Source organism: Chitinophaga ginsengisoli (assembly GCF_003014595.1).
Lineage (GTDB): Bacteria > Bacteroidota > Bacteroidia > Chitinophagales > Chitinophagaceae > Chitinophaga > Chitinophaga ginsengisoli.
Map to the genome: position 1 here is coordinate 130498 of NZ_PYGK01000003.1, position 23772 is coordinate 154269.

The window sequence follows — 23772 nt, forward strand, 5'->3', positions numbered from 1 at the left end:
CCTGAATACCCACGGTACGGGGATTTCTCATCGCTTATTTACCACCAAAGTATTCCACATAGATACGTGGCGTCTCATACAGCTTGATACAATGTAACTCAACTCCAGCGGGCAGGTGAGGTGTAAGCTGGTCCCAGATGCCGATAGCGAGATTCTCAGCGGAAGTAAATATACCAGCCATGAAATCAACATCAATATTCAGATTCCTGTGGTCGACCTTCTCCACGATATAATCCTTGATAAGTACACCGAGTGTTTTGGCATTAAATACAAATCCGGTTTCCGGATCCGGCGTTCCCTTCACAGTGACGTGTAATTCATAGTTATGACCGTGCCAGTTTTCATTAGCACATTTACCAAACACTTCCTCATTCTTTTCCTTACTCCAAGCGGGATTGGACAACTTATGCGCCGCATTGAAGTTCTCCACACGCGTTAAATAGATCATTATTAACTCTATATTTTCCGCAAAAATACAATAATTCGATTAGAATCGATCGTTACACAATAGCAAAAGCAGCTACCTTTGCACCATGAAAATACTGGTTACCGCAGCTACTACCTTTGAAATCCAACCCTTTATGGACCATCTGGCCGGAAAGAATTACCGGAATTGCCAGGTAACCACCCTGATCGGCGGTATCGGCATGATGCACACCGCCTACCAGCTTGGCAGACAGTTCGCCTCATCCCGTCCTGATTTTGCCATTCAGGCCGGTATTGCCGGCTGTTTTGATCATTCCTGGGATATGGGAAAAGTAGTGATCATCGATAAAGAACAGCTAGGCGACCTGGGCGTTGAGGATGACCAGGCTTATAAAGACCTGTTTGACATACAATTATGGCAACCAGATCAGGCGCCGTTCACTAACAGGCAGCTGATTAATCCGCTACAGAACGTCCCTCACCTACCAGAATTGCCCACCGCTTCCGGTGTTACCATCAATACCGTCAGCGGTAGCGAGCGCACCCGTCAACTGCTGCTTGACAAGTATAAGCCAGAAGTCGAAAGTATGGAGGGCGCCGCTTTTCATTATGCCTGCCTGCTGGAAAAAATTCCCTTTATGCAATTGCGGAGTATCTCCAACTATGTGGAAGTAAGAGATAAAAGCAAATGGAAGATCCAATTGGCTATTAAAGAACTGAATGATACATTGATTAAATATTTTGAACGATGGAACTAACATTAGGATTCTCACCATGCCCGAATGATACATTCATTTTTGACGCAATGGTGAATAACAAGATCGATACCAAAGGCCTTAGCTTCAGCACACAACTTGAAGATGTTGAAACACTGAACAAGTGGGCGATGCAGGGCAAACTGGCTATTACCAAACTGAGTTTCGGCGTATACCAGAAAGTGAAAGACCAGTACGAACTGCTCAACAGTGGCAGCGCTTTAGGCAGAGGTTGCGGACCACTGCTTATCGCTAAAAAAGATATCCCGCAGGAAAAGATCAAAGATTGTAAGATCGCTATCCCGGGAGAAAATACCACCGCTAACTTACTCTTCTCTATTGCCTTTCCCGAAGCCAAACAAAAAGAAGTGCTGATATTCTCTGATATAGAGAATGCAGTGCTGGACGGTAGAGTAGATGCAGGTGTGATCATTCATGAGAACAGGTTCACCTATCAGCAGAAAGGTCTTGTAAAGATTATAGATCTCGGTGAATACTGGGAAAGTACCACCGGCAGCCCTATTCCGTTAGGTGGCATCTTCATTCGCAAAGATGTTCCTGATCATATCAAACAACAGGTAGATCAGCTGATACATGACAGCCTGCAATATTCCTACAAACATTATCCTGCATTATCATCCTATGTAACTGCTCATGCACAGGAAATGGATGAATCAGTGATGCGTCAGCATATTGATCTGTATGTAAATGATTTCAGTCTTGGACTTGGCGAAGCAGGTAAAGCAGCAGTGGACAGACTGATGTCCGTATACGCATAAATGTTAGTGTATAAATAAAAAAACAGCCCACAGATGACTTGCATTGTCTGTGGGCTATTTATGTCTTAATGGTCGTATTACTACCGCGCTTCCTTTATTACGATGACCTAAGAAGCCAATGCGGCCTTATACACTTCAAGTACTCTTTTGCGTGCCTGCTCATGCGCCACCATTGGTTTCACATAAGTCAGCTCTTCAAATTCAGGCACCCATTTTCTGATGTATTCAAAAGAAGGGTCAAAACGTTCCTGCTGCAATGTTGGATTGAACACCCTGAAATAAGGCGCTGCATCACAACCACAACCTGCCGCCCATTGCCAGTTACCATTGTTTGCGGCCAGATCATAATCGAGTAATTTCTTAGCGAAATAAGCTTCTCCCCAACGCCAGTCTATCAACAGATGTTTCGTAAGAAAACTTGCCACGACCATACGCACACGGTTGTGCATAAAACCTGTCGTATTTAATTCACGCATGCCTGCATCTACAAGCGGATAACCTGTTTGTCCGTCGCACCATTGCTGAAACTCCTTTTCATTATTCCGCCATCGTATGTTATCATATTCACGACGGAAAGAATATTCTACCACATGTGGGAAATACCATAGTATCATCTGAAAGAAATCACGCCATATCAGTTCATCAAGAAATGTCTCGTTCAACTGCTTCGCACGGTCTGCAATTTCACGTATGCTCATGGTGCCAAAACGCAGATGCAATCCGATATGTGTAGTACCTTCAATGCCCGGCAGGTCCCGTGTTTTATCATAGTTCTTTATCACGCTGTCCTTTACTCTTACAGAGGGGAATCCCCTGTCTCCTGCAAGGAATCCGATAGCACGCAGGCTTGGTACCTTTTTGGTTTTCTGTTTAAAGAAATTCCTGAAATAGTTCTCTGTAGGATATGCTTGTAAATAATAATCATTCAGTAATGTTTTCCATTTTTTACTATAAGGTGTAAATACCGTATATGGTTCTCCGTTATCTTTCACTATTTCATTCCTGTCAAAGATCACCTGGTCTTTGTACTGATGAAAGCCAATTCCCTTTTCCTTCAGCCGTTTTGCAATATCCGCATCCCGCTTTATGGCATACGGCTCATAGTCAATATTGGTGAACACTTCCCGCACATTGTAGTGTGTAGTCCAGTGTTCAAATGCTTCCTGTGGAGTCCCGTAATAAACATCCAGCGTGCTGCCCAGTTTACTGAGCTTCACCTGCAGATCATTCAATGTATCATGAATAAAAGTGACACGTCTGTCATGCTTATCTTCAAGATCATCCAGAATGTTTGTGTCAAACACAAAGACAGGGACAACAGGGTTTGACGACTTTAATGCGTGGTATAAAGCTGCCTGGTCCAGTAAACGTAAGTCACGTCGTAACCAGCATAAATTAATTGTTGGAGGCATAAGAGTGGTTAGTTTTGCATTCTCAAATAAACAATCTCAGGTACAAGATAAATCGGATAAAACAAAGAAAGTTCCACTAAAAATATGCCACTGCCGTTCGGTTTCAGTACATAGTGTTATAAATAGGTAGTCGTATATTTTTATCTATAATCCTTCGTGGATGAGCTCATGTAGTATGACCGCAGTTGCATTTCCATAGCTGCTGTCGCGGAATGCACCCACCCATCGGATGCCGGTTACGGCATTGGTCAGAAAGATTTCATCTGCCATCTCAAGATCGGCTACTGTTATGGGTTTTTCTGTAACGGTGAAAGGCAGTTCCATGCGTAAAAGATTCTTACGCATCACACCGCACACGCCTCCTTCTGATAAGGGAGGTGTAATAATTTCACGTCCATGCACTATAAAAAGATTTGCAATAGTAGTATCCGCCACCCTGCCACACGGGTTCAGCAATACTGCTTCATTAATGCGGTGCTGCTTGGCATACATGGCGGCCATCACATATGGCAGGCAATTATTCGACTTTATATATGAGTATTTATCGCTCGCCTTTCTCACATCAGGGAAAATATCCAGCCTTAATCCGCTCTCGTTCAATTCAAGCACCTGCCGGTTCAGTTCCCAGCTCTGGATGATAAAATTCGGGATGTTATTTATGGGGTCATACAAGCCTCCGTCTGACCTGAAAACAGTCAGCCTTACCCTTGCCAGCCGATCATGACCATTCCGGCTGCAAAGCTCTGTTACAAGCCTGGTAAAATAGGTTTTGGTAAAATGCTGGGGAACATCAAAATGAAGGAGGTTCATGCTGGACATCAGCCGTTCAAAGTGCAGGTCGGCCAGTAAGATCTTTCCCTGATATACCCGCATGGTTTCAAAACAACCATCTCCATAACGGAAGGAACGGTTATCGGCCGTTAATATAGGCTCGGACGCCGCAATAAACTTACCATTATAACATAGAGACCCCGATTGCACTTCGAACACTTTAGCATTTAATGGACTGTTAAGTTACGGAAAATTAATGGGGTAAAAATGGGTAGCGGTTACCCGGCCTGATGCCGGATAACCGACTTTTTTCACATAGGACAGGGGTTCTTCCCGTAATCAGGGATGAACGCCTGTAATAACTGACAACCCAATAAAGGAAACTGCTGATCATACGGAAGCCATCAGGCAATACTACGCACAAACCCTGTACTGGCTTGCACTTCGTTAAGTGTGACACAGTATTCTTTCATAGTTCAAAAAAAGTATAAGATAAATAGGACACTTCGAACAATCACATGACAGGAATCAAATTCCAACATATACCATTCGGTACCTGTAATCATTCAATATTCTTCTCCATTCAGGATAGATACATACGTGGTCTTACTTTCATAGTGTTGCTTGATTCTCTGAACGTTTCACGACAATTTTCACAATGCTTTTCACATTGTACGACTTAAGTTTTGGTTTCTCCCTGCACGGGGATATATTAGCTTCTGATATCGGATCTGTTTTCGAATGCTGTTTACTTACTTCCTACTAACAGTAGTTGACACAGCAAAGATGCTGAATTTGTTTTATTATACAATAGCAAGTTAAGGGTATTGCAAATATGAGGGATAATACTTATGAAAAAATAAAAAACTAGGAATTGAGAATTTCACACTAAGGATGATCGCACGGTATCCCAATTCCTGGTCCAGTGCTTAATTCAGCTTCATTTCCGGTATATCCCCATTGACTATCAGTCGTCCTGCAGTTTTGGCAATGATTTCCTCCACGCTCACACCTGGGGCCCTTTCCAGTAAATGAAAACCCTCCGGAGTGATGTCCATTACCGCCAGTTCAGTGACCACTTTCTTTACACAGGATACACCTGTCAGCGGTAACGTACACGTTGGTAGCAATTTGCTCTCCCCTTTTGGATTTGTATGCATCATTGCCACGATAATATTTTTCGCAGATGCTACCAGGTCCATTGCCCCTCCCATCCCTTTTACCATTTTACCAGGTATTTTCCAGTTGGCAATATCGCCGGTATCTGACACTTCCATTGCGCCTAATACGGTAAGATCGACCTTTCCTGCCCTGATCATACCAAAGCTCTCTGCGGAGTCAAAAAAGGCGCCTCCCGGCAGCACTGTGACGGTTTCCTTACCGGCATTGATCAGGTCTGCATCAATCTCCTCTTCTTCGGGATAAGGCCCCATACCCAGCAATCCATTTTCAGACTGTAACATGATAGAAATGCCTGACGGTATGAAGTTGGCCACCAGGGTCGGGATACCAATGCCCAGGTTTACATACATACCATCACGCAGTTCCTGTGCTATTCTTTTGGCAATGCCATATTTATCTAAAGACATAAGAATTTTCAGATTTGAGGTTGCAGTAAGCTTGAGGGTTAACCCATTTTTACGGTTCTCCGCTCAATACGTTTTTCATAATTACTTCCCTGGAAGATGCGGTGTACATAGATCCCGGACACGTGGATCTGATCCGGGTCCAGTTCTCCCGGTTGCACCAGGTGCTCTACTTCGGCAATGGTGATATTGCCAGCTTTGGCCATGGGTGTACTGAAATTGCGGGTGGTTTTCCGGAATACCAGGTTGCCCATTGTATCCCCTTTCCAGGCTTTCACGATAGAAAAATCAGCATGCAGGGCCATCTCCATCAGATATTGCTTGCCATTGAATTCACGCGATTCTTTTCCGGCAGCGATCTCGGTGCCGTAACCGGCAGGTGTGAAGAATGCGGGAATACCCATACCGGCCATCTGGATACGGGTAGCCAGGGTACCCTGGGGAATCAGTTCTACCTCCAGTTCTCCCGACAACAGCTGACGTTCAAATTCAGCGTTCTCTCCCACATAAGACGAAAGCATCTTTTTGATCTGCCGGGTTTTCAGCAGCAATCCGAGGCCAAAATCGTCCACACCGGCATTGTTGGAAATACAGGTTAACTGTTTGATACCTTTACGTACTAAGGCGGCAATACTGTTTTCGGGGATGCCGCACAAACCAAACCCGCCCAGCATTAAGGTAGCGCCGTCACGGATGTCATGCAATGCTTCATCAGCATTCGCTACAACTTTGTTCATGTTTTGGTGATGTTTTTAAAGAGGATGGCTTCAGCTCCTTGGTTTGGCCAGTTTAGGCATGGGGGCATGCCTGGATGGCAGCTGGTCGATGATGCCTCTCTTATTTTTCTTAACAAATGGAATTAATGTATCCTGGTCGCCTGAATTTAGGCTATTATTATTAACCGGCAAAAGAGAACGGGGGTTTTTCAGATATTCCTGCCGCTTCACGTTCAGGTCCAGCATGTTCTTATCATTGGAAATAGCGGTGAACATCATATCATACACCTCCTTGAACTTGTTGGGGTGTGACTCATAATAGGCATAACTGCGGTTAAACTCTTTGGGGGTCAGTTTATGCATGTCCAGGATCTGGCGGAGATACACCTTTGCCCGTTGCTTGCGCACAGAGTCATGGACGATCAGGTTGGCCTGGTCTTCATCTGTAATGCTACTGTATGCATCTGCCATATTCATGTCCAGTAACACATCGCGCATCTTTTCTCTTGACAGAACATCTTTCGGTACTTTATCTGCCTCTCCGCACGCCGTTATCAACAGCACCAGGCAAACTGCTATAATTCTATACATAAATGATTTCCTTCTTCAGAATGCAAAACTATTTCATCTGCTGATATTTCGCAGCATTGGTGACGTCCATAATGGCAAGTAATTGTGCCGCGCGTGATTTTTCCTGCGGAGGTGATTTGGCAAAGATCTTCTGCAGTTCCTCCGCTTTGGCGGTAAAGAACGTCGCCATCAGCATAGAATTGGGTATATCCTGGTAGATGGCATACATCATATTCAGACAGTTCATCACTGCATTACGCCCCTTCGTCATATCCTCATACATCATATCCAGCCCCTGCCGGTGATACTGATACATCACATCATGAAAGCGGGCGAATTTCACATTCAGCAGATTGTCCTGCAGCCAGTAGCGGTTACGGTTGCCTTCGAAAGGCTTCCATCCGGCAATGTCTTTTCCGTCAGGCGCATTGGTCACTATGTTCAACGCCTTCTTATAGAAATCGTCTCCTCCTCTGGCAGCAAAAGAATCGGCGTCCAGTCCGAGGATAATATAAGTATAATAAGCCAGGATCGCTGTCAGGTTGGACGCCAGCGGGTCATTTCCCACTACACGGTTATCACTGAATTCCAGCGGCTGAAACTCCACATAACGGAACACCACATTCTGGTCCTGTGTATTCAGGAGGCTGGTCAGATAGCCTGCATTGTATACCGGCCGGGTAGCCTGTACGGTGAGGGTGGCCTTAAAGGTATTATTGCCCAGGTCTTCAGTGATATTGACCAGGAAATTACATTCTATACGTTCTGCAGGCGTATACGCTTCGTCAGTCCATCTGCGGCCATTCAGGAACTCCCTGATGGAATTCTGGAGGGTGGTAAACACCTTCCGGCTGGTGTTATTATTTACCAGCCTGCCGGTAGTAACCGTAACATTTGCGCGGAGCTCCTGTGCCTGTGCGGGTAACAGGGCCAGCAATGTTCCTGCTATTGACATAATGAGTGCAAAACACCAGGACCTGTGTTTGGCATACCATAAGTGAGCGTTATTTGCCATTGTGATCATTCTGTTATAGAGCGTGTGTTTAGACTACCAGGGGAGCGCTGTTAAGGTGAACGATATCCACAATAGCAGCCACTATATCCTGCGCCACGGCCAGTTTCGACTTCAGTGGCAGGTCTCTTGCATCGCCCTTCTTATCGAATAAAGTTACTTTATTGGTATCATGATTAAAGCCGGCGCCTTTATCATTCAGGGAATTCATTACAACAAGGTCCAGGTGTTTTTCACGGAGTTTCTTCAAGGCATATTCCTTTTCGTTGTTCGTCTCCAGTGAAAATCCCACCAATACCTGTTTGTCGGTACGGGTTGCGCCCAGCGTACGCAGGATATCTTTCGTTTTTTCCAGTTCCAGCGTCAGGGCATCTCCCTCTCCTTTCTTCATCTTGATATCTGCCACATGTTTTGGACGATAATCCGCTACTGCTGCTGCCATCACAATAACATCTGCCTGGGTAAAATGAGCGGCACTGCTGTTAAACATGTCTTCGGCAGTCACTACCCGGATGGTATTGATGGCAGGATTGCCCGCCGACAGACCTGTAGGTCCCAGTACCAGGGTCACCTCTGCTCCGGCAGCTGCCAACGCATCTGCAATGGCAATTCCCATCTTTCCGCTGGAATGGTTACTGATATAACGTACAGGATCCAACGGTTCTTGCGTAGGACCAGCAGTTACCAGGGCTTTTTTTCCTTTCAGCGGCAGGCCGGCAGAGGCAAACTGTTGTTGATCAACATACTGTGCTGATGGACCCACAGCCGACTGCCCTATCGGACTAACACCACCAGGCGTTGCTGCTGATGTATGCTGGGATTGTCTGTCGCTGAAATGTGCTTCCAGGTATTTTACAATATTCTCCGGCTCTGCCATACGGCCTTCCCCGAACAGGCCACTGGCCAGTTCTCCTTTTTCTACCGGTATCTGCTGATGCCCGTAGGAAAGCAACTTACTGATATTGTTCTTTGTAGCAGGGTGGTGCCACATATCTTCGTCCATCGCAGGCGCAAAAAGCACGGGGCAGGTAGCTGACAGATAGGTTGCCATCAGCAGGTTATCGCAGGCGCCATTGGCCATTTTGGACAGGGTATTGGCAGACGCCGGCGCTACCAGCATGACGTCCGCCCAGCGGCCTAGCATCACATGGTTGTTCCAGCTCTGGTTATCGCTGATGGTCACCGGCACTTCGTGCTTAGACAAGGTAGCCAGGGTCAGCGGCGTAATAAAATCGCAGGCAGACGGGGTCATGACCACTTTCACGTCTGCACCTTCTTTTACCAGCAACCTGACAAGCGTAGCAGCTTTGTAGGCAGCGATGCTGCCGGATACACCCAGTAATATTTTCTTTCCTTGAAGCATGACGGATTGGCTATTAAACAAAAAGGCGGCAGAAATATATTTCTGCCGCCATGAAGTTAGATATTTTTCAGTCAAACTACTTAACTATACAAGTCGTCGTCGTTCCTGCGGAAGTAGATCTTATCTTCCAGGAATTCCTGTGTAGCCTGGATAGCCGGATTCGCCATTCTCTCATAGAAACGGGAGATCTCAATCTGCTCTTTGTTCTCATGCACTTCCTCCAGGTTGTCTGTGTGGCTGGCAAATTCTTCCAGCTTGGAGTGCAGTTCTTCCTTCACAGATATATTGATCTGGTTGGCGCGTTTCGCGATCACTGCAATAGATTCATACAGGTTACCAGTTTTGCTCTTAATCTCGGTAGTACTTTTAGTTTCTACCATCGGATTGATGCTACTGGTGAGACCTCTTTTTATTTTGCTCATTCTCCAGGGAATTATTGTGTTTATTAATTGTTTTTAGTTTCAGTATCGGCTTTCTCAGACTTCTTTGATTGCTCAGGTTTATCTGTTTTGTCAGCCTTTCCAGCTTTGTTAGCTGCTTTTTCAGCTTTCTTTGCCTCTTTCTTCAGACGCTCGGGTTTTGCATTTGTGGTGGTATAACTTTCGAGCGTTTTGATGTTACCTTGTGCTAAGGTATAATATTTCTCGGCATCTCCCTTCAATTTGCTCTTCGGATAGTGATCGGCAAAATCCAGGTACTCAGAGAGCACTTCGTCGTAACGTTCCTTCTGCTTTTCCCAGATGCTATTTTTGGCATATTGATAATAAGCCTTGATAGCCATATACTTATATTCATCACTCTTGTCAGAATCCGGATAATTACGCATCAGGCTCTTAAAAGAGATGGCCGCAGCCTTGTAATATCCTAAGTTATAGTATAACTCTGAGTTATTATATTCTTTCTTTTCCAGCTTCCTGCGACTCAGTTCGATCACGAGGTTGGCCTCAGGTACTTTATCGGAAGTAGGATAATTGTTGATGTAGGTCTGCATGGCGGCAATAGCCTTCTGGGTATTGGTCTGGTCCAGCTGTACCTTCGGGGACTGCTTATAATAGCAGTAAGCCTGCATATAGTCCATCTCGGTCGCTCTGGGACTGTTCGGGAAGTTGTCAAGATAGTTCTTGAAATAGAACCCGGCCTGTACATAATCCTTCATCTTATAAGAACAATAGCAGTAGTTATAATAGATAGGTTCGTACTTATCAGTTCCTTTATATACCTGGAACAAAGATTCGTACAACCCCTGGGCTGCGGTATATTTCTTTTTAGCATACAACTTGTCAGCGTATGCCAGCTTGGCTTCGTAGTCCTTGCTTTTTTCAATTCTGCGCAGTTCCGTATTACATGATACTGAAGCGGTTACTGCTACAAAAAGACTGATGTATATAACTATTTTCCGCATAAAGAGGGCAAAGTTAAGAATTAAATGTAAATGTAAGATAGGCCGGGTATCGAAGCTGTTAAAATTTTGCAAAAGCCGGCCCCGGCAGGACGACTTGCCTTCTCTTATCTGCGGATGAATAAGAATACCCTTAAAAAGTCCTCCACTTTTTACCACCTGGATCCTATTCCCCCACTTTTTACCACGAAAATCTCTTTTTTCCACTTTTTACCACAGAAAACCAAAAACAAGCTATACGAAGGCATCCGTTCCACTTTCAATTCCCGCTAAGTAGCCCGGTTTCAGTATGGGATGGCGGTCGGCGCCTCTCTGGAAGACTATTTAGCATTGTCAAGCGAATGGGGCTTGGGATATCTATTGGGCAGCATCAGTCGTGTCACCCGAGAGCCGAAGGCCCGCCATTCCCATCTGAAACCGTTGCTACTTAAGCGTTCCCTCCTGGAATATCCCATGTCCCAATTATCAAAGGCGTTTTGTTTGTGTGCTTCACCTACTACTACTTACTACGCTTTAACCATGGCGTTGTCCTGCCTTCACTATGCCTTTGCCATTGACTTAATATGTTCCATACACGCTTTATACACGCTTTATACACGCTTCATACCAGACGCATACCAGACGCATGATTGGACTTGAAACAGAAAATCATTAATAATCAGACACTTGATATTTAGCAGGAACGCTTAAGTAGCAACAGTTTCAGATGGGAATGGCGGGCCTTCGGCTCTCGGGTGATACGACAGATGCTGCTTAATATATCCCCAAGCCCTATTCGCTTGACAATGCTAAATAGCCCTCCAGAGAGGCGCCGACCGCCATCCCATACTGAAACTGAGCTACTTAGCGTATTACTTCCACTATTAAGAGAAGTAAACCAACCCGGTTATAAACAAGAAATACACACTTATAAACATGTTATTAACATACTATTCACATGAATTCACATTCATTACACAATAAAACTCACACAATTCAATATTATAGGGAAAAAACTACTGTGGAAAAAATTTATAATTCATTTTTTCGTTAGAGAGTGGGAAAAAGTGTTATTTTGTGTTAGAAAAGTGTTTTTCAAGGACTTTCGCCCCCAAGTATGACAGGCTTTCTCGGTGAATATGAGGCTACGCTGGATGCAAAAGGGCGCTTTCTTCTACCCGCTGGCTTTAAAAAGCAGCTGGCAGAAAGCGCAGGGGAGCAGTTTGTACTGAACCGAGGGTTTGAAAAATGTTTGTCTTTGTATCCCATGAATGAATGGCAGCCAATTTTCGAGCGTATCAGTAAACTGAACGACTTCGATCCGAAAGTTAGGGAATTCCGGCGCTATTTTCTGAATGGAGCTACAATATGTGAACTGGACAGTGCAGGGAGATTATTAGTACCAAAAAACCTGATGTCGTACGCCTCTCTTGAAAAAGACATTGTACTGGCGGCGGCAACCAACAAGATAGAGATCTGGGATAAAGGTAAATACCAGGAGTTCTTTGAAAATTTCTCACCAGGATCATTTAGTGACCTGGCCCAACAAGTGATGGGAGGCGGAGATAATAATATTTCGATTTAACCGAGTATGGAAGAAGGTTCAGCATATCATCTGCCCGTGTTATTGCAGGAAGTGATCACAAACCTGCAGATACGCCCCGACGGTGTATATGTAGATGCCACTTTTGGTGGAGGAGGCCATTCCAGGGCAATCCTGGAACAACTAAATGAAAACGGCAGATTGGTTGTGTTTGACCAGGACGAAGACGCATACGCCAACAGGATAGATGATCCCAGGGTCACCTTTGTTCAACAGAACTTCCGGCATATGCAACGCTTCCTGAAATTATACAAGTCAGTCCCGGTAGATGGCATTCTGGCTGACCTGGGAGTTTCTTCCTGGCAGTTCGATACAGCAGAAAGAGGTTTCAGTACCCGCTTCGACGGCGACCTGGACATGCGGATGGATAAGCGCGCTACGCAAACCGCCGCTGCCCTCCTGCAATCATCTACCGAAAAAGAACTACACCTGATCTTTCAGGAATATGGCGAAGTAACAAACGCCCGTACCCTCGCAAAGATCATTGTACAGGAACGCAAGGCAAGACCTATGCGTACCATCAGTGAATTCAAATCTGTAATTCAGCCGATAGTAAAAGGCAATCCGCAGAAATACCTGGCTCAAGTATTCCAGGCCCTGCGAATTGCAGTCAACGATGAACTTGGTGCCCTGAAAGATATCTTGACCCAGTCAGCGGAAGTGCTAAAACCAGGCGGCAAACTCGCCATTATCACTTTCCACTCACTGGAAGACAGACTGGTGAAAAACTTTATGAAAATGGGACAATTTGAAGTGCAGGATGACACGTTCTCCTTTGAGACACCTCCTAAACTCTTCAGATTAGTGACTAAAAAGCCAGTAACTGCCAGCCCCGAAGAGCTGAAGCGCAATACGAGGTCCCGAAGTGCAAAACTCCGGGTAGCCGAAAAATTATAAGACTGATTATGAAATCGCTATGCCAATGTACCTGCGTAATAACAGGTTACATTGGCTTAGTAGCATAAATAATAATAAAGTGTTGCAGGACGAAGAAGCATACATATCAGACGTCGACGAGACCCCGGAAGAACAGCCGGAACAGCATGAACATAAGAAGGAATGGCGCCTTCGTATCAACTACAGGGCCATTACACGAAACATGCCGTTCATCGGGTTCCTGTCCCTGCTCGCACTGATATATATCGCTAACAGTCACCTGGCAGAAAAAAAGATCCGGCGCATCAATAAACTTGGCAAAGAAATAAAGGAACTCAAATGGGAGTACCTCAACGTCAAAAGTGAACTGATGTTCCGCAGTAAAATGAGCGAAGTAGGTAAAGCAGTTGAGCCCCTCGGACTAAAACCGCTTAACTCTCCGCCGCAGAAAATTGAACTGGAGAAAAAGGAATAACCTTTATACATAACAAACAGTGGAAGTAAAGAAAGACATATTGTGGCGTGTGTATCTATGCTTTATTGGCATGGGACTGTTTGGTGTGGCAATCCTCGTAAAAGTGTTCGTCGTTCAGAATGTACAGGGCAACTACTGGCGCAGTATGGCAGACAGCCTCCATACCCGCTACGTTTCTCTCGATGCTGACCGCGGTACCATTTACTCAGAAGAAGGCAGAATGCTTTCCACTTCCATCCCTTACTTTAACCTGAGGGTGGATTTTGCTGCTGATGGCTTGCGGGAAAATAAAGGAAAGATCTTCACAGACAATGTAGACTCATTGTCCATTCGCCTTTCCGGCCTGTTCGGTGATCATACACCCGCTGAATACAAACATATCCTGCGGGACGCGTATAAAAACAAAGACAGGTACTATCTCCTTAAAAGAGACGTGACTTTTACCCAATACCAGGCAGTCCGCGACTTCCCGATGTTCAAACTGGGAAAGAATAAAGGCGGCCTGATCGCAGAAACGAAAAATAAACGCATCAACCCCTTCAAACTATTGGCTAACCGTACAATAGGACTGGCAAGGGAAAATGCACAGAACGTAGGCCTCGAAAGGACCTACGATAAATATTTAAAAGGCGTTACAGGTAAAAGACTGATGCGCCGTATCGCCGGTGGAACATTCGTTCCCGTGGAAGGATACGATATCGAACCTGAAAATGGACGAGATATCATCACCACCATCGACGTCAATATGCAGGACATCGTAGAAACAGCGCTCATGAATATGATGGTGAGCAATGAAGCTGAACACGGCACCTGCATCCTGATGGAAGTGAAAACCGGTAAGATAAAAGCCATTGCCAACCTGGGCAAGCAACCCGATGGCAGCTACTGGGAAGACATGAACTATGCCTTACAGGTTGGCGAACCAGGGTCCACCTTCAAACTGGCTACCGTGATCGCCGCACTGGATGACCAGTACGTCACCATGAACAACCAGGTAAACCTGAACGAAGGCCGCTGGCAGATTGGAAAGAGAACAGTGTTTGATTCCGAACCGCACCCGGGACAAACAAACGTCAGCATCAAACATGCTTTCGAACTGAGCTCCAACGTGGGAATGGCAAAACTGGCCATGCAGTGTTACGCGAAAAGGCCCAACGACTTCGTAGCGCACCTGCGGAAACTGAAGCTGGACAAACCCACCGGTATCGACCTCGTAGGGGAAGGTAAACCGGTGATCAAGAATACGAAGTCAAGAACATGGAGTTCCACCACCCTGCCATGGATGGCCTTTGGATACGAAGTGTTAATAAGTCCGTTACAGACCTGCATGTTATACAACGCAGTCGCTAATAACGGTACCATGATGAAGCCTTACCTGGTAAACGCTATCATGGAATATGGTCAGCCGGTGGAATACTTCGATCCGGAAGTAGTGATGGACAGTATCTGCTCGCAGAACACGCTCAGGCAGGTAAGACAGATGCTGGAAGGTGTGGTGACCAATGGTACGGCTAAAGCTTTATGGTCGCCGTATTACAAATTTGCCGGTAAGACCGGTACCGCCCTGGTAGCCAATGGTAATCGGGGGTACGTAGATAAGATCTACCAGTCTTCATTTGCAGGGTACTTCCCGGCCAACGATCCGCAGTTCACCTGTGTAGTGGTGATCAAGAACAAAGCCGACGCGGCGAAGTTCTACGGAGGCGCGGTAGCAGGACCAGTGTTCCGCGAAGTGGCAGATAAACTGTACGCGATCGCTGTTGAGAAACAAAAGCCCATGCGCGCTACCCTGGCAGTAGATACATTGCTGGCGTTTAAAAACGGACAGGGACGCGAATGGAAAACAATACTGAACAAACTGAACCTGCCAATGGCAGGCAATGTGAATAACAGCAGCTGGGTAAGCCCGAAAGTGGATGATAAAAAGATCGCTTTTGCGCAGGTACAGCAAGTGAAAGGTGGAGTGCCCAATGTAACGGGGATGGGCTTAAAAGATGCCCTGTACCTGTTAGAGAATGCAGGGTTGCGTGTGATCATCAAAGGAGCTGGAAAGGTGACCAGTCAGTCAATACCCGGCGGCTCCCTGTTAGAAAAAAATCAGACAATCGTAATAGAACTGAGTTAAGAGAATGAAGACGTTGCGTGACATACTATACAATGTGAGCATCCGTGAGGTACACGGCAGTACTGATACTGCAGTTAACTCATTGAGCATTGACTCCCGGGCCATCGGTCAGGGAGATGCCTTTATTGCAATAAAAGGCGTACATGCAGATGGTCATCTGTTTATAGATAAAGCCCTCGCACAGGGCGCCGCAGCTATCATCTGTGAAGAACTGCCACAAAGCCTGGCAGAAGGGATTACCTATGTACTTGTAAACAGCAGCGCTACCGCAGCTGGTGTTATCGCAGGTAACTTTTACGATAATCCGTCACATAAGCTGAAACTGGTGGGTGTGACAGGTACCAATGGTAAAACCACCATCGCTACCCTCCTCTTCCGCCTGTTCAGTAAACTGCGCTTCCATTGCGGACTGCTATCTACTGTTCAGAACCAGATCGGCGACAAGATCGTTCCGGCTACACATACCACGCCCGACGCTATTCACCTGAATGCCCTGCTGGCAGAGATGGTGGACGAAGGCTGCGAATATGTGTTCATGGAAGTCAGCTCCCACGCAGTGCATCAGCAACGTATTGCGGGATTGAAGTTCGCCGGTGGAATATTCAGCAACATCACACACGATCACCTGGATTACCACAAGACCTTCGACGAATATATCAGGGTGAAAAAAGCCTTCTTTGACGGACTGCCGCCTACTGCCTTTGCACTCACCAACCTGGATGACAAGCGGGGCAACGTAATGCTGCAGAATACCCGGGCAAAGAAACAATCATACAGCCTGCGTACAGTGGCTGATTTCAAGGGTAAGATCCTTGAAAACAACCTGACAGGGCTGATCATGACCGTGAATGAAAAAGAGGTGCATTTCCGCCTGATAGGTGAATTCAATGCATACAACCTACTGGCAGTATATGGCGCCGCCATTTTATTGGGACAGGATAAAGACGAAGTACTGCAGGCACTCAGCGACCTCTCTGGTGCTGAAGGCAGATTCGATTATATCATGTCTGTCAATGACAGGATCATTGGTATCGTCGATTATGCACATACACCAGATGCACTGCTGAACGTACTGGCCACTATCAAGAACCTGCGCAAAGGCAACGAACAGGTGATTACCGTAGTAGGCTGCGGCGGCGACCGCGATACCGCTAAACGCCCCGTTATGGCAGCAGTAGCAACTGAACACAGTGATAAGGTGATCCTGACTTCTGACAATCCACGCTCAGAAGATCCGGTAGCCATCATTCACCAGATGGAAGCAGGTATACCTGTGCACCAGAGGAAAAAATCACTGTCGATCACTGACAGAAAAGAAGCCATTAAAACGGCTGTAAGCCTGGCCAACCCGGAAGATATTATCCTGGTAGCCGGCAAAGGCCACGAAAAATACCAGGACATCCAAGGAGTGAAACACCCTTTCGACGACAAACAGGTGTTACGTGAAATGCTGGAGCTCATGGGGAAATAACAACAATGCTGAGACAACTAACAAAACTAAACCTGTAAGTAACGACTACGGGCGACTGACAGAGACTAACTAACTATATGCTATATTACTTATTTAACTATCTCAAATCATTAAACTTCAGCGGTAGCGGGATGTTTCAATTCATCACCTTCCGTGTTACAATGGCATTGCTGCTGTCGTTAGCGATTTCTTTGTTACTAGGTAAGCGTATTGTCCGTTACCTGCAACGCAAACAGATCGGGGAAACCATCCGCGACCTGGGCCTTGCCGGAGAGAACGCAAAGAAAGGTACCCCTACCATGGGTGGTCTCATCATACTGTCTTCCATTCTTATTCCTACCCTCCTTTTCGCTCAGATCAAAACTGTGTATGTATGGCTGATGCTCTTATGTACCGTATGGCTGGGACTGATCGGATTCCTGGATGACTACATCAAGGTATTCAAGAAAAATAAAGAAGGACTGGCTGGCAAGTTTAAAGTACTCGGACAGATCGGTCTGGGTATCATCATAGGCAGCACACTGTATTTCAATGACAACGTAGTGATCTCGCGTGAGATCATCAGCGGTAACAAACTCGCTTCCTACGAAAAAGATGTGCACCACAAAGAAAGGGTTACAAAGGATGGACACCGGTTCGCAGATGTAAAGACGCCGATCACCACCATTCCTTTCGTAAAAAATCATGAGTTCAACTATGCCAAACTGATCTCCTGGATGGGAGAAGGTGCGGAGAAATATACATTCATCCTGTATATCCTGATCGTAATAGTGATCATCACAGCCGTTTCAAACGGCGCCAACCTCACAGACGGCCTCGATGGGCTGGCCACGGGTGTTTCGGCAGTGATCGGTGTGTGTCTCGGCATCTTTGCCTACGTATCGGGTAACATTCAGTTTGCGGAGTATCTGAACATCATGTACATCCCTAACCTGGGTGAATTGTCCATCTTCATTGCTGCCTTTGTGGGTGCATGTGTGGGCTTCCTCTGGTACAATGCTTATCCGGCGCAGGTATTCATGGGTGATACCGGTAGCCTTGCATTGGGAGGCATCATTGCTTCCATCGCGATCATTGTAAGAAAGGAATTATTGATACCTATCTTCTGTGGTGTGTTCCTGGTAGAGAATCTCAGTGTAGTGCTGCAGGTGTCCTACTTCAAATACACTAAAAAGAAATATGGCGAAGGAAGGCGCATCTTCAGGATGTCTCCTCTCCACCACCACTATCAGAAGCTGGGATATCACGAAAGTAAAATTGCAACAAGGTTCTGGATCGTGACCATTATCTGTGCAGCAGTGTCTATAGCAACGTTGAAAATGAGATAAACATGCAAAAGAAACTCATCATACTTGGAGCCGGCGAAAGTGGTATCGGCGCTGCCCTGCTAGGCAAGCAGCAGGGGTATGATGTATTTGTGTCTGATGGCGGAGCTATAAAGGATATCTACAAACAGGAACTGGCAGTCAACCATATTCCGTTTGAAGAAGGGCAGCACTCCTGGGATGTGATCCTGCATGCTGATGAGATCATCAAAAGTCCTGGCATACCTGAGAAGAGCGAGTTGATGAAAAAAGTGCGGGAAAAACAGGTACCAGTGATCTCCGAAATAGAATTCGCTTACCGGTTCAGCAAAGACAGCAAGGTCATTGCTATCACCGGTAGCAACGGCAAAAGCACTACCACTGCACTGACGTTCGACATCTTCGAAAGAGCAGGACTGAAAGCAGCCATGGTGGGAAATATCGGCCTTAGCTATGCAAGGCAGGTAGCCACTGCACCGGCGGATTACTACATCGTAGAGGTCAGCAGTTTCCAGCTGGATGATATTAAGGAATTCAAGCCCAACGTAGCCATTCTGCTGAACATAACACCAGATCACCTGGATCGTTATGAATACAAAATGGAGAACTATGTGGCATCAAAATTCCGCATAGCAATGAACCAGGGCCCGGAAGACTACTTTGTCTATTGCATGGATGATCCCGAGATCAGCGATTATTTAAGGAAGCAAACTATTTATTCAACAACAATACCCTTTACTATCATGGAACCATTAAAGCAAGGAGGATTTATGGCAAACGAACAGGTGAACATCCAGGTGAATGATGAGCCAATGATCGTATCAATGTATGATCTTGCGCTGAAAGGCAAACATAACTTGTATAATTCAATGGCAGCGGGTATTGCAGGACGCACCATGGACATCAGGAAAGAGAAGATCCGCGAGAGTCTTACCTCTTTCAAGAGCCTGGAGCACCGCATGGAGTATGTAGCTACTGTGCGCGGAGTGGATTTCATAAATGATAGTAAAGCAACCAACGTAAACTCTCTGTGGTTTGCATTGGAAAGCATGGAACATCCTGTAGTACTGATCATGGGTGGTGTGGACAAAGGGAATGACTACAGCGCGATCCGTGACCTGGTAAAGGAAAAAGTAAAAGCTATCATCTGTCTCGGTGTTGACAATGCCCCTATCCAGGAAGCATTATCCAACGACACACCGGTGATGGTAGATACAAGCAATATGAAGGATGCTGTTCAGGCAGCATTCCAGCACGCAACAAAAGGAGATGTAGTATTACTCTCCCCTGCCTGTGCGAGCTTCGACCTCTTCAAGAATTACGAAGACAGAGGCAAGCAGTTCAAAGAGGCAGTCAAAGAACTGTAACCGGCTTGTTGTCTGAAAGTAATACACTCAGACAACCGGCGCCAAAAGAGTGAAATGGACGTACTTCATAGGACCAAAGGAGACAGAGTGATATGGACGATCGTTATCTTCCTGTCGCTGGTAAGCCTGCTCGCTGTTTACAGCGCCACGGGATCGCTGGCGTATCGGGAACAGGGAGGTCACACGGAGTACTATCTATTCAAACAACTGAGCGTACTGGGAATGGGGCTGCTGATCATCTACTTCGCACACCAGGTGAATTATACTATTTACTCGCGTGTTGCGCAGATAGGGTTTCTTATCTCTATACCATTACTCATCTACACACTGGCATTCGGACACAACATCAACGACGCCAGCCGTTGGATAAGACTGCCAGTTATCAACCTGACATTCCAGACATCGGATGTAGCCAAACTGGCCATATTCATGTATGTGAGCAGACAGCTGTCCAAACGGCAGCACGTGATCACTGATTTCAGGAAGGGCTTCTTGCCCATCATTATACCGGTAAGTATCATCTGTGTGCTGATCATGCCGGCAAACATGTCTACAGCCCTGCTGCTGGGCGCCAGCTGCATGATACTGTGCTTTATAGGCCGGGTACCTGTCAGGTTCCTGGCTTCCATGGTCTTAGCTGTAGTGGTCTTAGTGTTACTGATGTTTGCCATCGCGAAGCTGACAGGATATGAAATGCGTACACAAACCTGGATCAACAGGCTGGAACATTTCTCCGGAGATGATAGCTCAGATCTGCCTTACCAGGTGCAACAGGCAAATATTGCGATTGCCGGCGGAGGCATACTGGGTAAGGGTCCTGGCAACAGCACACAAAGAAATTTTCTTCCTCACGCATATAGTGACTATATATATGCAACAATTATCGAGGAGTATGGTATCTTTGGCGCCTTTTTGATATTGATGGCCTATATGTTGCTACTGTTACGCAGCATTCGCATCTACAGAAACTGCCCTTATGCATTTGGCGCATTTCTCGCAGTAGGACTCAGTGTCACGCTTGTTATACAGGCACTTACGAACATGGCGGTGAATGTGGGACTGTTCCCTGTAACAGGGGTTACACTACCACTGGTAAGTATGGGAGGTTCTTCCGTGATCTTTACCAGCCTGGCCATAGGAATTATACTCAGCGTATCCCGCAATGTGGAAGAACTGGAAGGCAAGAGAATTGAACAGGAGCGGATCGCCAAAGTGATGGAAGAAAACGGTATTCAACCGGCAGCTTAAAAACAACCAAAGTAAAAACGATACATATGCAACGCAGAATAATCATAGCAGGTGGCGGAACAGGAGGACATATCTTCCCGGCTATTGCTATTGCCAATGCGTTGAAGAAGATAGACCCTGAAACAGAGATCCTTTTTGTAGGCGCCAAAGGAAAGATGGAGATGGAGAAAGTGCCACAGGCAGGTTACAAAATCGAAGGGCTCGAAATAGCCGGGTTAAACCGTAGTAACATGTTTAAAAACCTGTTGCTGCCTTTTAAAGTGATCAAAAGCCTGGGACAGGCACGCCGCATTATTGAACGTTTCCAGCCACAGGCAGTGGTGGGCGTTGGCGGTTATGCCAGTTTCCCTATCCTGCGTAAAGCACAGAGCAAAGGCATTCCGACACTGATACAGGAACAGAACTCCTTCGCTGGTAAAGCCAATATGGTATTGGGCAGGAAAGCAAAGAAGATCTGTACGGGTTACGAAAACATGGAAAAGTTCTTCCCTGCTGATAAGATCATCTTCACAGGCAATCCTGTGAGAAACAATATCACGCAGTCGTCCGTAATAAAAGAAGATGCCCTACAACACTTCGGGCTGAAGAGCGGTAAAACAACTGTATTCGCAGTAGGCGGCAGCCTTGGAGCTAAAGCCATCAACGAAGCATTGCATCCGCTGCTGTCCAGCTTTGTAGAGAAAGATATTCAGCTGATCTGGCAAACAGGTAAGCCATACTTTGAAACAGCAAAGAGTGCAGCCGCAGCATACGCATCTCATGTAAAAGTGTTTGAGTTCATTAACCTGATGGACTTCGCCTATAAAGCAGCAGATGTAGTGATATCACGCGCGGGTGCCTTGGCCATTGCCGAATTGTGTGTAGTGAAGAAGCCAGTCATATTCGTACCATACCCCTTTGCAGCAGAAGATCATCAGACCTTCAACGCACAAAGCCTGGTGAATAAAAAAGCGGCCCTCATGATCAAAAATGATGATGCCGCCGCACAGCTGGGAACAACATTATTCAGCCTGGTACAGAACAAAGCACTGCTGGAACAACTGGCAGAAAATATAGGAAAACTTGGTAATACCAACGCAGATACGGTCATCGCAAAAGAAGTAATGGGATTAATAGGGTAATCAGTAATACGTAATTGAAAAAATGGATCTGAACAACATAAAACGTGTATACTTCATCGGCATCGGAGGCATTGGCATGAGCGCCATTGCACGCTTCTTCAATGAGAAGGGTGTGCATGTGAGCGGTTATGACCGTACCGAGACGGTGCTTACCCGCCAGTTGGCTGAAGAAGGCATGCAGATCCATTATACTGACGACGTGGCATTGTTAGACAAACAAGCAGAACTGGTGGTGTACACACCCGCTATTCCTGGCTCTCACTCAGAACTGATCTGGTTCCGTGAGCAGGGATATGAAGTGGTGAAACGCAGTGATGTATTACAGGAAATCACCAGAAATCTGTATGCCATCACCGTAGGAGGTACACATGGTAAGACCACTACCTCCACCCTGATCGCACACATACTCAGACATACCGGTTATGGCTGTAACGCTTTCCTCGGAGGTATCAGCGCCAACTATGACCGTAACTTCTGGAGCAGCAACAAACAGGTAGCTGTAATAGAAGCCGATGAATATGACCGTTCTTTCCTGAAACTGCATCCCGATGTAGCCGTATTAACTGCTATCGATGCAGACCACCTGGATATTTACGGCACAGAAGAAGAAGTACAGGAAGCATTTATTCAATACACCCGCAACATCAAAGCAAAAGGCACATTGGTGGCTAAGCTGGGTTTACACCGCGCTGATGAACTGAAAGGCGACAACCATGTATGGTATCACCTGAATGATAGCAAAGCGGATATATATGCGACCAACATACAACCAACAGAAGGTGGTTACATGTTCGATGTGATACAGAAAGACTGGAAGTTGAAGAACATCTATCTTCCTGTCGGTGGGACCCACAACATTGAGAACACCGTAGCAGCCATTGCAGTGGCACACCTGCTGGGTATTGAAGATGATAAGATCAAAACGGCGATTGCTGAATTTAAAGGTATCAAACGCAGGTTTGAATACCTGGTGAAGAACGATTATCAGGTGTATATCGACGACTATGCACACCATCCGGAAGAATTGCGTGCACTGATCACCAGCGCCCGTGCATTATTCCCCGACAGGAAATGCATCGTACTGTTTCAGCCGCATCTGTACACTCGTACGCGCGACTTTGCAGACGGTTTTGCAGAAAGCCTCTCGCTGGCAGATGAAGTATTATTACTGCCCATCTATCCGGCCAGAGAGTTACCGATCGAAGGTGTACACAGCGAAATGATAGCGAAGATGATCAGTAAGCCGGTTCAAGTGATACAGAAAGAGGAAGTGTTACCCTGGATAAAAGCGAACAGTGCTCCACTATTTATTACGGCAGGAGCAGGAGACATTGACCAGTTCCGGGAGCCCGCACAGGAAATACTGAATGGAAAGGGTATCATAGACAATGAAGAAGTAAAGAAAGACGAATAA

General features: G+C 46.1%; 22 protein-coding genes. 12 read left to right on the forward strand and 10 right to left on the reverse strand.

Translation table 11 applies throughout. The features are described 5' to 3' along the window. Nucleotides 1-34 precede the first annotated feature (34 nt). Nucleotides 35-448: a 6-pyruvoyl trahydropterin synthase family protein gene (locus tag CLV42_RS08365; protein WP_106601461.1), complete on the reverse strand. Its 414-nt coding sequence runs from the start codon at nucleotides 446-448 to the stop codon at nucleotides 35-37. 85 nt (nucleotides 449-533) lie between these two features. Here CLV42_RS08365 and mqnB point away from each other — a divergent pair, with 85 nt between their 5' ends. Together mqnB and CLV42_RS08375 are read left to right on the forward strand one after the other, a co-directional pair. Then, a complete protein-coding gene (mqnB, locus tag CLV42_RS08370) occupies nucleotides 534-1184 on the forward strand; it encodes a futalosine hydrolase (protein WP_106601462.1) in 651 nt (216 codons plus the stop codon). Further along, a complete protein-coding gene (locus tag CLV42_RS08375) occupies nucleotides 1175-1960 on the forward strand; it encodes a 1,4-dihydroxy-6-naphthoate synthase (RefSeq protein ID WP_106601463.1) in 786 nt (261 codons plus the stop codon). Before mqnB ends, CLV42_RS08375 begins: the two co-directional genes overlap by 10 nt. Before the next feature lie 107 nt (nucleotides 1961-2067). Here the strand turns inward: CLV42_RS08375 and CLV42_RS08380 are convergent, their stop codons facing one another. The 9 genes from CLV42_RS08380 to CLV42_RS08420 all read right to left on the reverse strand — a co-directional run bounded on the left by CLV42_RS08380 (nucleotide 2068) and on the right by CLV42_RS08420 (nucleotide 10792). Further along, nucleotides 2068-3372, reverse strand: a complete 1305-nt coding sequence (locus CLV42_RS08380; protein WP_106601464.1) for a cryptochrome/photolyase family protein — start codon at nucleotides 3370-3372, stop codon at nucleotides 2068-2070. Nucleotides 3373-3516: 144 nt separating this feature from the next. Continuing rightward, the gene (locus CLV42_RS08385) at nucleotides 3517-4362 is read right to left on the reverse strand and encodes an aminotransferase class IV (protein ID WP_146154343.1); all 846 of its coding nucleotides are present in this window, start codon (nucleotides 4360-4362) and stop codon (nucleotides 3517-3519) included. Nucleotides 4363-5072: 710 nt separating this feature from the next. Next, nucleotides 5073-5732, reverse strand: coding sequence for a 3-oxoacid CoA-transferase subunit B (locus CLV42_RS08390; RefSeq protein ID WP_106601466.1), 660 nt, complete (start codon nucleotides 5730-5732; stop codon nucleotides 5073-5075). Between the two features lie 38 nt (nucleotides 5733-5770). Beyond that, nucleotides 5771-6466 (reverse strand): CoA transferase subunit A, encoded by a 696-nt coding sequence (locus tag CLV42_RS08395; protein ID WP_106601467.1) that lies wholly within the window; start codon nucleotides 6464-6466, stop codon nucleotides 5771-5773. Between the two features lie 30 nt (nucleotides 6467-6496). Beyond that, nucleotides 6497-7036, reverse strand: coding sequence for a DUF4296 domain-containing protein (locus tag CLV42_RS08400; protein ID WP_106601468.1), 540 nt, complete (start codon nucleotides 7034-7036; stop codon nucleotides 6497-6499). Nucleotides 7037-7064: 28 nt separating this feature from the next. After that, nucleotides 7065-8030 carry a type IX secretion system protein PorD gene (gene porD / locus CLV42_RS08405; protein ID WP_245901563.1) on the reverse strand — a complete coding sequence of 322 codons (966 nt, stop codon included), beginning with the start codon at nucleotides 8028-8030 and terminating at the stop codon, nucleotides 7065-7067. A gap of 28 nt (nucleotides 8031-8058) precedes the next feature. Continuing rightward, on the reverse strand, nucleotides 8059-9390 hold the full coding sequence (locus tag CLV42_RS08410) for a bifunctional phosphopantothenoylcysteine decarboxylase/phosphopantothenate synthase (RefSeq protein WP_106601470.1): 1332 nt from the start codon (nucleotides 9388-9390) through the stop codon (nucleotides 8059-8061). Between the two features lie 80 nt (nucleotides 9391-9470). After that, nucleotides 9471-9812 carry a DNA-directed RNA polymerase subunit omega gene (locus tag CLV42_RS08415; protein WP_089779550.1) on the reverse strand — a complete coding sequence of 114 codons (342 nt, stop codon included), beginning with the start codon at nucleotides 9810-9812 and terminating at the stop codon, nucleotides 9471-9473. A gap of 23 nt (nucleotides 9813-9835) precedes the next feature. Next, a complete protein-coding gene (locus CLV42_RS08420) occupies nucleotides 9836-10792 on the reverse strand; it encodes an outer membrane protein assembly factor BamD (protein WP_106601471.1) in 957 nt (318 codons plus the stop codon). Between the two features lie 1093 nt (nucleotides 10793-11885). On the opposite strand from CLV42_RS08420, the gene mraZ reads away from it, so the two are divergent. The 10 genes from mraZ to murC all read left to right on the forward strand — a co-directional run bounded on the left by mraZ (nucleotide 11886) and on the right by murC (nucleotide 23772). Then, nucleotides 11886-12353: a division/cell wall cluster transcriptional repressor MraZ gene (gene mraZ / locus CLV42_RS08430; RefSeq protein WP_089828277.1), complete on the forward strand. Its 468-nt coding sequence runs from the start codon at nucleotides 11886-11888 to the stop codon at nucleotides 12351-12353. 6 nt (nucleotides 12354-12359) lie between these two features. After that, nucleotides 12360-13268 carry a 16S rRNA (cytosine(1402)-N(4))-methyltransferase RsmH gene (gene rsmH, locus CLV42_RS08435; RefSeq protein ID WP_106601473.1) on the forward strand — a complete coding sequence of 303 codons (909 nt, stop codon included), beginning with the start codon at nucleotides 12360-12362 and terminating at the stop codon, nucleotides 13266-13268. A 25-nt stretch (nucleotides 13269-13293) separates the two neighbouring features. Beyond that, entirely contained in the window at nucleotides 13294-13722 is a 429-nt protein-coding gene (locus tag CLV42_RS08440) for an FtsL-like putative cell division protein (RefSeq protein ID WP_245901565.1), read from the forward strand. Between the two features lie 19 nt (nucleotides 13723-13741). Next, the gene (locus CLV42_RS08445; RefSeq protein ID WP_106601474.1) at nucleotides 13742-15847 is read left to right on the forward strand and encodes a penicillin-binding protein; all 2106 of its coding nucleotides are present in this window, start codon (nucleotides 13742-13744) and stop codon (nucleotides 15845-15847) included. A 4-nt stretch (nucleotides 15848-15851) separates the two neighbouring features. Next, a complete protein-coding gene (locus tag CLV42_RS08450) occupies nucleotides 15852-17318 on the forward strand; it encodes a UDP-N-acetylmuramoyl-L-alanyl-D-glutamate--2,6-diaminopimelate ligase (RefSeq protein ID WP_106601475.1) in 1467 nt (488 codons plus the stop codon). 77 nt (nucleotides 17319-17395) lie between these two features. Continuing rightward, complete coding sequence (mraY, locus tag CLV42_RS08455; RefSeq protein ID WP_106601476.1) at nucleotides 17396-18646, forward strand: phospho-N-acetylmuramoyl-pentapeptide-transferase; 1251 nt, start codon at nucleotides 17396-17398, stop codon at nucleotides 18644-18646. Between the two features lie 2 nt (nucleotides 18647-18648). Further along, nucleotides 18649-19989: a UDP-N-acetylmuramoyl-L-alanine--D-glutamate ligase gene (gene murD, locus CLV42_RS08460; RefSeq protein ID WP_106601477.1), complete on the forward strand. Its 1341-nt coding sequence runs from the start codon at nucleotides 18649-18651 to the stop codon at nucleotides 19987-19989. 54 nt (nucleotides 19990-20043) lie between these two features. Continuing rightward, on the forward strand, nucleotides 20044-21237 hold the full coding sequence (locus CLV42_RS08465) for an FtsW/RodA/SpoVE family cell cycle protein (protein WP_106601478.1): 1194 nt from the start codon (nucleotides 20044-20046) through the stop codon (nucleotides 21235-21237). Between the two features lie 26 nt (nucleotides 21238-21263). Beyond that, on the forward strand, nucleotides 21264-22358 hold the full coding sequence (gene murG, locus CLV42_RS08470) for an undecaprenyldiphospho-muramoylpentapeptide beta-N-acetylglucosaminyltransferase (protein ID WP_106601479.1): 1095 nt from the start codon (nucleotides 21264-21266) through the stop codon (nucleotides 22356-22358). A 22-nt stretch (nucleotides 22359-22380) separates the two neighbouring features. After that, nucleotides 22381-23772, forward strand: coding sequence for a UDP-N-acetylmuramate--L-alanine ligase (gene murC, locus CLV42_RS08475; protein ID WP_106601480.1), 1392 nt, complete (start codon nucleotides 22381-22383; stop codon nucleotides 23770-23772).